Consider the following 1,026-nt stretch of genomic DNA (forward strand, 5'->3'; position numbering starts at 1 on the left):
GCTGTGCTGGACGAGGTCCTGATCTTTCGCAGTTTAAAGTCGCCATCCAGCGCAAACGATTCAATTCACAAAAGATAATTCGCCACCAGTGTCAACATTTCTGTCACCAAGGGTAATCTGACTTCCTGACTTAACGAAATCTACACTTTCCTTGCACGACGGGATTGTTTCCGACTAGACCGTTATCTGGGAGTAGCTCGTAACGATTGGGTCTGCCGCGCATAACAGTTTGCGATCAAGCATGCTGCTGACTGTATTGCAGGAAATCAATAATCTCCCGGGAGTCAGCCTCTTTTATCCTTTGTATGACTAACATTTTCATTCGTCGTAGAGACCGACCCTGTATGATCGCTACGGTAGTAGGCCAGGAAGATTCGTAATCGGAGATCACGCCAACATAGTTTGGGCCAATGATTTACCCATTTTGAAGACACTCTCTGAAGCCACCGTACTCGCACGAGGAAAGGTTGGATTCGATGAGTGTTCATCTCGTAAATCCCAGCGACAATTCATTTGGTACGGCCGTCATTACGCCAAGATGGCTGTTTGTTCTTGCGGCAGCAACACCCCAATCGACGGGAGATCCCATCCTGGTCGATGAGTCGCTGGAGCAGATTGCGCCGGAAAGCATCATGCCGGGAGATATAGTCGGCATCAGCGTACATACAGGTAATGCTCTGCGTGGGTATGAGGTCGGCCGGATAGCGCGCGGACGCGGTGCATGGGTGATCTATGGTGGCATCCACGCTACGCTGTTTCCCGAAGAAGCACTGGATCGCGGCAATGCTCATGCTGTGGTGAAAGGTGACGGCGATCTTGTGTGGAGCAAGGTCGTAACCGATTGCCTTGCAGGCAAGCCATCCAGAATTTACGAGGGTGGGCGAATCGAAGGCAGCCAGTTCCTGGCTGCACGATGGGACCTGACGCCTCCCGACAAATATATGTGGGCATCAGTACAGACCATTCGCGGATGCCCGAAGCATTGCTCTTTTTGCAGTGTCTGGCGAACAGACGGCCAGCAACCAC

General features: G+C 51.8%; 1 protein-coding gene. It reads left to right on the top strand.

Going from position 1 to position 1,026, the window contains the following annotated elements; genetic code table 11:
* Positions 1-476 precede the first annotated feature (476 nt).
* Positions 477-1,026, top strand: a 550-nt coding sequence (locus Q363_RS31755; protein ID WP_035358816.1) for a B12-binding domain-containing radical SAM protein, incomplete at its 3' end; no start/stop codon positions are given.

This window comes from Edaphobacter aggregans DSM 19364, from assembly GCF_000745965.1.
Taxonomy (GTDB): domain Bacteria; phylum Acidobacteriota; class Terriglobia; order Terriglobales; family Acidobacteriaceae; genus Edaphobacter; species Edaphobacter aggregans.